Consider the following 6,642-nt stretch of genomic DNA (forward strand, 5'->3'; position numbering starts at 1 on the left):
CTTTTACCCTACCCCAAACCGCCTCCGGATTTCCAGCAGGACCCCTTCCAGGGCCTCCTTGAGGTCCTCGAGGCTCCCCGTGTTCTCCAAAACCCAGGTGGCCTTCTTTCGCTTCTCCTCCTCGGGCATCTGGGCCCTTTCCCGGGCCAGGACCTCCTCGGGGGAAAGGCCGGAGCGGGCCACCACCCGCTTCACCCGCTCCTCCAAAGGGGCCGCCACCAGGATGACCCCGTGGAGGCGCCCTTCCCAGCCCTTCTCAAAGAGAAGGGGGATCTCCAAGAAGACCAGGGGGGCCCGAAGGCGGGCAAGCTCCGCCTCCAAAAGGCGGCGCACCTCGGGGTGGACCACCGCCTCCAAGGCCCTAAGCCGCTCGGGGTCGGAGAAGACGAGCCGCCCCAAGGCCCGCCGGTCCAGGACGCCTTCCCGGAAAGCCTCGGGGAAGAGGCGCTTGAGCTCTTCCTCCTTGTTCTCCCGGGCCTTTTCCGCAAGGAGATCGGCGTCCAGGACGGGGTAGCCCTTCTGGCGGAGAAGGCGGGCCAGGGTGCTCTTGCCGCTTCCGATGTTCCCGGTGATGCCGATAATGATGGGGTGCTTCGCCTCTTGGCCCATAGGGACTTCCCCTTTTATACCCCCAAAGGCGCCTTCCCCGCAGGGGGTGCCGTGCGGGACCTCCTTTTGGGAAGAAGGCCCGCGGACCTGGACTACGTGGCCCTGGACCCCGAGAAGGCGGCCCGGGAGACCCAAAGGCGCTTGGGAGGAAGCCTTTTCCCCTTGGACCCCGAGCGGGGCCACTACCGCCTGGTGGTGGGGGGGCGCACCCTGGACTTCACCCCCCTGGAGGGAAGCCTGGAAGAAGACCTCCTCAAGCGGGACTTCCGCCTGAACGCCCTCCTCTGGAAAGGGGGGGCCGTCTTTGGGCTCAAGGGGGCGGAGGAGGACCTGAGGCGGCGGGTCCTCATCCCCGTGCGGGAGGAGAACCTCTACGAGGACCACCTGCGAAGTCTCCGGGGGGTGCGCCTCGCCGCCACCTTGGGCCTGGGCCTTCCCCAAGGGACGAGGAAGGCCCTTTCCCGCCACGCCCGTTTCCTAAGGGACCACCCCGAGGCCCTCCCCGCCCGGGAGCGGGTGCGGGAGGAGCTCTCCAAGCTCCTCCTCTCCCCCAGGGCGGCCTTCGGCCTCCGCCTCCTGGAGAGGGTGGGGCTTCTTGGGGTCTACTGGCCCGAGCTCGCCCTCCTGGTGGGCCTAGAGCAAGGGGGAGTGCACCACCTCCCCGCCTGGGAGCACACCCTAAGCGTGGTCTTCCACCTCCTTTGGCTCTGGCCCGAGGCCTCCCTGGAGGCCCGCCTCGCCGCCCTCTACCACGACGTGGGCAAGGCCCTAACCCGCCGCTTTGACCTCGAGGCGGGCCGCTACCGCTTCCTGGGCCACGCCGAGGTGGGGGCGGAGATCGCCCGGGCAAGCCTCCTTTGGCTCCGCTTTCCCAAGGAGACGGTGGAGAAGGTGGCCCTTTTGGTGCGCCGCCACATGGACCGCCCCCCCGAGGAAAGGAAGGCCCTCCGCCGCTTCCTCTTAAAACGCCAGGACCTCCTCCCGGACCTCCTCTACCTCATGTCGGCGGACCGGCTTGGAGCCAAGGGGGTGGAGGGAGAGGCCCACACCCTCCTGGAGGCCTTCCAAGAAGCCTTGGCCGAACCCCTCCCCCAAAGGCCCCTTCTCTCCGGGGAGGAGGTGATGGCCCTCCTAGGCCTCCCCCCAGGCCCCGAGGTGGGAAAGGCGCTAAAGGCCCTCCTCCTCGCCCAAGCAGAAGGAAGGGTGCGCACGGAGGAAGAGGCCCGGGCCTTTCTCCTATATTGGAGGGAGCATGGAGCGCCAAACGCCCCTTGAAGGCCCCTTGAGGCTTCGCGAGCCCCAGATCACCCCGGTGGAGGGCGGGTTCCTCTTATCCGATCCCTACGGGGTCTACGAGAAGCCCCTGGTCCTCACGGAAGGGGGGCTTCTCCTCCTTTCCCTCATGGAGGGAAAGACCCTAAGGGAGGTGCAAGAGGAGGTCTTCAAGGCCCACGGGGTCCTCCTCCCCATGGAGGAACTCCAAAACCTGGCCCAGGCCCTGGCGGAAGCGGGCCTCCTCCTCACCGAGGAGGTGGAGGCGAGGCTAAGGGAGGAGGAGGAAAAGCTCAAGCGGGAGCGGCCCATGCGCCTGGCGGGGCTTTCCTACCCGGAAGGGGAAAAGGAGGCCCGGGCCTTCCTCCAGGCCTTCCGGGCGAGCTACGGGGGGGAGGCCCCGAAGGCCGAGGTCCTCCTCCTCCCCCACCTGGAGCCCGCCCGCGTCCCCGAGGCTTATGGGGCGGCTTTAGCCGCCCTGGAGAAGACCCCGCCCCCGGAAAGGGTCTACCTGGTGGGGGTCGCCCACCGGCCCCTCAAGGAGAGGGCGGCCGCCCTCCCCGTCCCCTTCCACACCCCCTTCGGCCCCGCCCTCCCCGACCTCCCCGCCCTCCAGGCCCTAAACGCCCTCCTCCCCTTTGAGCTCTTCAACACCCCCCTGGCCTTCCGGGAGGAGCATAGCCTGGAGCTTCCCCTCTTCTTCCTCAAGGGGGCCTTCCCCGAGGCCCGCTTCGTCCCCCTTCTGGTGGGCCGAAGGTCTAAGGAGCTTGGGGAGGCCCTGCGGGTGGTGCTCAAGGAGCGCCCCGGGCTTTTGGTCCTGGCGGTGGACCTCTCCCACGTGGGGCCCCGCTTCGGGGACCCGCCCCTCTCCCCTCCCCTGGCCCAGGAGGCCCGGCGGCGGGACCTGGGCTTTTTGGAAAAGCTCGCCCAAGGGGAGCCCGAGGCCGCCCTCGCCCACCTGGGGAGAAACCCCACCCGCCTGGACGCTTTGGAGGTGGTGGCAAGCCTCTCCCCCCTCCTCCAAGGGAGAAAAGGGGAGGTCCTGGCCTACCGCCTAGACCTCGAGGCCCCCACCCTTAGCGCCGTGGGGGCGGGCACGCTGGCCTTCCCCGCCTAAGCACCCCACCGTGGCGAAAGCCACGGTGGGGGCCCCAAGTAGGCGCATGGCCTAGGGCAGTGCTCTGGAAGGCCTAAGGGATGGGCACCTTAGCGCCGCTTCCTGCGGCGCTTTTGGGCGGGGTTAGGCGCCTTGGGCTGCCACTCGCCGAAGTAAATGGTGTTCACCGTGGCCCGCTCGGGCCGGGTGTCCCGGTTCTTGTCCTTGGGGGGTCCCACCACCTTGCGCATCTCCACCTCCTTTCCCTTTTCTCCCTTTTTCCGCGAGACCGCTTGGGGCTCTTGGTAGGGAACTAGGTCAATCTGCCGAAGCCTGGGGTTGCTTGCGGCGATCGCCACCTCCAGCTCGTCCCCCAGGCGGATCCGCTTCCCCTTGGGGCCGAGAAGGGCCAGGGCCTCCTCGCTGTAGGTGTAAGGGCCCAAGGCCTCGAGGCGCACAAGACCTTCCACCCCGTTGGGGAGCATCACAAAAGCGCCAAAGCTCGCCACCCCGGTGACCTTCCCCAAAAAGCGCTCCCCCAGGTGAAGCTCGGCCCACTTGGCCATGTAGTACTTGGTGAGCTCCCTTTCCGCCGCCTCCGCCTTCCTTTCCATCTCCGAGGCGTGCTCGGCGATGGCGGGAAAGGTCTCCAGCCAGCGGGCCTTCTTGGCGGGGGTGAGGGTGCGCCTTAGGGCCGAGCGCAAGACCCGGTGGACCACAAGGTCGGGGTAGCGGCGGATGGGGCTCGTGAAGTGGAGGTAGTGCTCCAGGGCGAGGCCAAAATGGCCCAGGTTCTGGGCGGCGTAGCGGGCAAGCCTTAGGGAGCGGAGGACGAGGTTCGCCACCACCGGCTCCTCGGGCCGCCCTTTGGCCTCAAGAAGGACCCTTTGCAAGGCCTTAGAGGAGATCTTTTCCGGCAAGGCGTAGCCTAGCCGGGCCAGGGCCTGGCGAAGCTTGGCGTAGGCCTCTTCCAGAGGCTCCTCGTGGACCCGGAAAAGCCCGGGAAGGCCACGCTCCACCAGGTACTCCGCCACCAGGCGGTTGGCCAGGAGCATGAGCTCCTCAATGAGGCTTCGGGCCTTGGGCTCCGCCTGGGGGATGAGGTGGAGGGTGCCGTCTTCCACCTCCACCTTCACCTCGGGGAAGCTGAAGTCCAAGGCCCCCGCCTGGAGGCGCTTTTCTCGCATCCTCTGGGTGAGGTCCAAGAGGAGCTTTAGGTCCTCGGCCAAGAAGGCGTGCTCCTCGGGCAGGCCAAACCCCTCGGCGAAGGCCTCCACCTCGGTGTAGGTGAGGCGGGCCACGCTCCGGATGACCCCTTCCCTAAAGCGCACCCGCCTCACGGAAAGGTCCTCGCCCAACTCCACCAAAACGGAAAGGGTCAGGCGGTCCTCGCCGGGCTTCAGGGAGCAAACCCCGTTGGAAAGCCTCTCGGGAAGCATGGGGAGGACCCGCCCTGGCAGGTAGACGCTCGTCCCCCGGAGGAAGGCCTCCTGGTCCAAGGGGCTTCCCTCCTTCACGTAGTAGGAGACGTCGGCGATATGGACGCCCACCCGGTACCCCTTGGGAAGCCTTTCAATGTGGATGGCGTCGTCAAAGTCCTTGGCGTCCACCCCGTCTATGGTGAAGACCCGAAGGCCCCTAAAGTCCTCCCGCCGCCCAAGCTCCGCCTCGGGGATCTCCAGGGGGATGGCCTCCGCCTCCTTCAAGACCTCCTCGGGGAACTCGGCCCTAAGGCCGTACTTGGCGATGACCGCCTCCGTCTCCGTCTCGGGGGCCTCCCCCTCCCCCAGGTACGCCAAGAACTCCCCGAAGGGGCGCTTCCCGTAGTGGACCCGGGCCACGATACGGCTTCCCCGCTTTAGACCCGCAAGGCCCTCGGGCAGAAGCCTGAGCTCGGGAAGGCCGGGCTCGTCGGGGATGAGGACGGCGTAGCCCCGCCGGAAGTCTAAGGTGCCCACCACCCGCTCCCGGGCCCGCTTTATGACGCGCTCCACCACCCCCCAGGGCCTCCCGTCCCGCCCCGGGGGCATGACCCGGGCCTCCACCAGGTCGTCGGGCCAGGCGTCCCCCGTGTGCCCAGGGGGGATGAAGAGGTCCTTCTCGGGGAGGCGGACGAAGCCGTACCCGTCCTTGTGAAGGCTGATGGGCCCCGTCACCTTGTTGGGGAGGAAGTAGCGGCTTCCCCGCTTCTCCAATAGCCCCTGGCGCACCAGGGCGTTCAGGTAGGCTTTGGCCTCTCGTTTCTCCAGGCCGAAGCGGTGGAGGATCTCCTCCAGCCGGTGGGGTTTGCCGGTTCTTTTGAAAAACTCCAGTAGGGTTTCCTGCATTCTATTCCAGGAGGCCCTCGAGGGTCTTCTCCGTGGCCTTTAGGCTCTCGGAGAGGGCCGAAAGGGCCTCGTCCACGTGCTCCTTGCCGATGATGAGGGGAGGCTCGAGGCGCACCACCTTGGGGTTATTCAGCCCGAAGGCGGTGATCACGCCCCTTTCCGCAAGCTCCGCCACCACCAGGGCGCCGATGTCAGCGTCGGTGAACTCCACCCCCACCATGAGCCCCCTCCCCCGCACGTCCTCTATGAGGTGGGGGTACTGGTCCTTGAGCGTCCGCAAGCCCTCCATCAGGTACTGGCCCAAGGCCAAAGCCCTTGCGGGAAGGTCCTCCTCCAGGGTGACCTCTATGGCCGCCAAAGCCGCCGCCGCCGCCAGGGGGTTGCCGCCGAAGGTGGAGGAGTGGTAGAGGGGGTTTTCCTTGAAGACCTCAAAAACCTCCCGCCGCCCCACGCAGGCCCCGATGGGCATCACCCCGCCCCCCAAGGCCTTGGCCAGGGTCATGAGGTCAGGCGAAACCCCCTCCCAGTCCACCCCGAAAAGCTTTCCCGTGCGGCCCAGGCCAGTCTGCACCTCGTCGGCGATCATGAGGACGCCCTTTTCCCGGGTGAGCTCCCGCACGCCCCTCAGGTACCCCTCCGGGGGCACCCGGATCCCCCCCTCCCCCTGGACGGGCTCCACGATGACCGCGGCGGTGTCCTGGTCTATGGCCGCCTCGAGGGCTTCCAGGTCCCCGTAGGGCACCACCTTGACCCCGGGGAGGAGGGGCCTTGCGGGGTCCTGGTACTCGGGCTTGGGGGTGAGGGAGAGCGCCCCCATGGTCTTGCCGTGGAACCCCCCTTGGGTGGTGATGATCCCAGGCTTGCCCGTGTAGGCCCGGGCCAGCTTAATGGCCGCCTCCACCGCCTCGGCCCCGGAGTTGCCGAAGAAGACCATCTCTAGCCCCTCGGGGGTGATCTCGGCGAGCTTAGCGGCAAGCCTCGCCGTGGGCTCCGAGACCAGGACCCGCACGGACATGGGCATGCGGTCAAGCTGGCGCTTCACCGCCTCCACCACCTTGGGGTGGCGGTGGCCCAGGTTCAGGGTGCCGTAAAGGCCCAAAAAGTCCAGGTAGCGCTTGCCCTCGGTGTCCCAGACGTAGGGGCCCTCCGCATGGGACTCCACCCGGTCCAAGCCGGTAAACCGGAGAAGCCCCGCAAGCCCCGGGTTGATGTGCCGCTCAAAAAGGGTGAAGGGATCCAGCTCCATGCCCCAATCTTATCCTGAGTATATCCCCCCTTCGGTTATTCGCTCCGACACTATTCACGCCGCCACCCTAGCTACCCAGGCGATGGGTAAGG

At 67.4% G+C, this 6,642-nt stretch carries 5 protein-coding genes; 2 read left to right on the forward strand and 3 right to left on the reverse strand.

Annotated elements, in window-relative coordinates:
* Window positions 1-3: 3 nt before the first annotated feature.
* On the reverse strand, window positions 4-609 hold the full coding sequence (coaE, locus tag IEX93_RS06730) for a dephospho-CoA kinase (protein WP_188847456.1): 606 nt from the start codon (window positions 607-609) through the stop codon (window positions 4-6).
* Between coaE and IEX93_RS06735 the strand changes: the two genes are divergently transcribed.
* A complete protein-coding gene (locus tag IEX93_RS06735) occupies window positions 589-1,884 on the forward strand; it encodes an HDIG domain-containing metalloprotein (RefSeq protein WP_188847457.1) in 1,296 nt (431 codons plus the stop codon). The two genes, coaE and IEX93_RS06735, sit on opposite strands and share 21 nt — an antisense overlap.
* Entirely contained in the window at window positions 1,862-2,998 is a 1,137-nt protein-coding gene (gene amrB / locus IEX93_RS06740; protein ID WP_188847458.1) for an AmmeMemoRadiSam system protein B, read from the forward strand. Before IEX93_RS06735 ends, amrB begins: the two co-directional genes overlap by 23 nt.
* Window positions 2,999-3,087: 89 nt before the next feature.
* Here the strand turns inward: amrB and rnr are convergent, their stop codons facing one another.
* Together rnr and IEX93_RS06750 are read right to left on the reverse strand one after the other, a co-directional pair.
* Window positions 3,088-5,304 carry a ribonuclease R gene (gene rnr / locus IEX93_RS06745; protein WP_188847459.1) on the reverse strand — a complete coding sequence of 739 codons (2,217 nt, stop codon included), beginning with the start codon at window positions 5,302-5,304 and terminating at the stop codon, window positions 3,088-3,090.
* A 1-nt stretch (window position 5,305) separates the two neighbouring features.
* The gene (locus IEX93_RS06750) at window positions 5,306-6,550 is read right to left on the reverse strand and encodes an aspartate aminotransferase family protein (RefSeq protein ID WP_188847460.1); all 1,245 of its coding nucleotides are present in this window, start codon (window positions 6,548-6,550) and stop codon (window positions 5,306-5,308) included.
* Between the last annotated feature and the right edge of the window lie 92 nt (window positions 6,551-6,642).

Origin of the sequence: Thermus composti (genome assembly GCF_014647535.1) — a bacterium.
In the GTDB taxonomy this organism is placed as follows: Bacteria; Deinococcota; Deinococci; order Deinococcales; family Thermaceae; genus Thermus; species Thermus composti.

Bases quoted from the DNA above. Each gene is read 5' to 3' on its own strand.
- coaE (WP_188847456.1), bottom strand. From the start codon at position 609: ATGGGCCAAGAGGCGAAGCACCCCATCATTATCGGCATCACCGGGAAC.
- amrB (WP_188847458.1), top strand. From the start codon at position 1,862: ATGGAGCGCCAAACGCCCCTTGAAGGCCCCTTGAGGCTTCGCGAGCCC.
- rnr (WP_188847459.1), bottom strand. From the start codon at position 5,304: ATGCAGGAAACCCTACTGGAGTTTTTCAAAAGAACCGGCAAACCCCAC.
- IEX93_RS06750 (WP_188847460.1), bottom strand. From the start codon at position 6,550: ATGGAGCTGGATCCCTTCACCCTTTTTGAGCGGCACATCAACCCGGGG.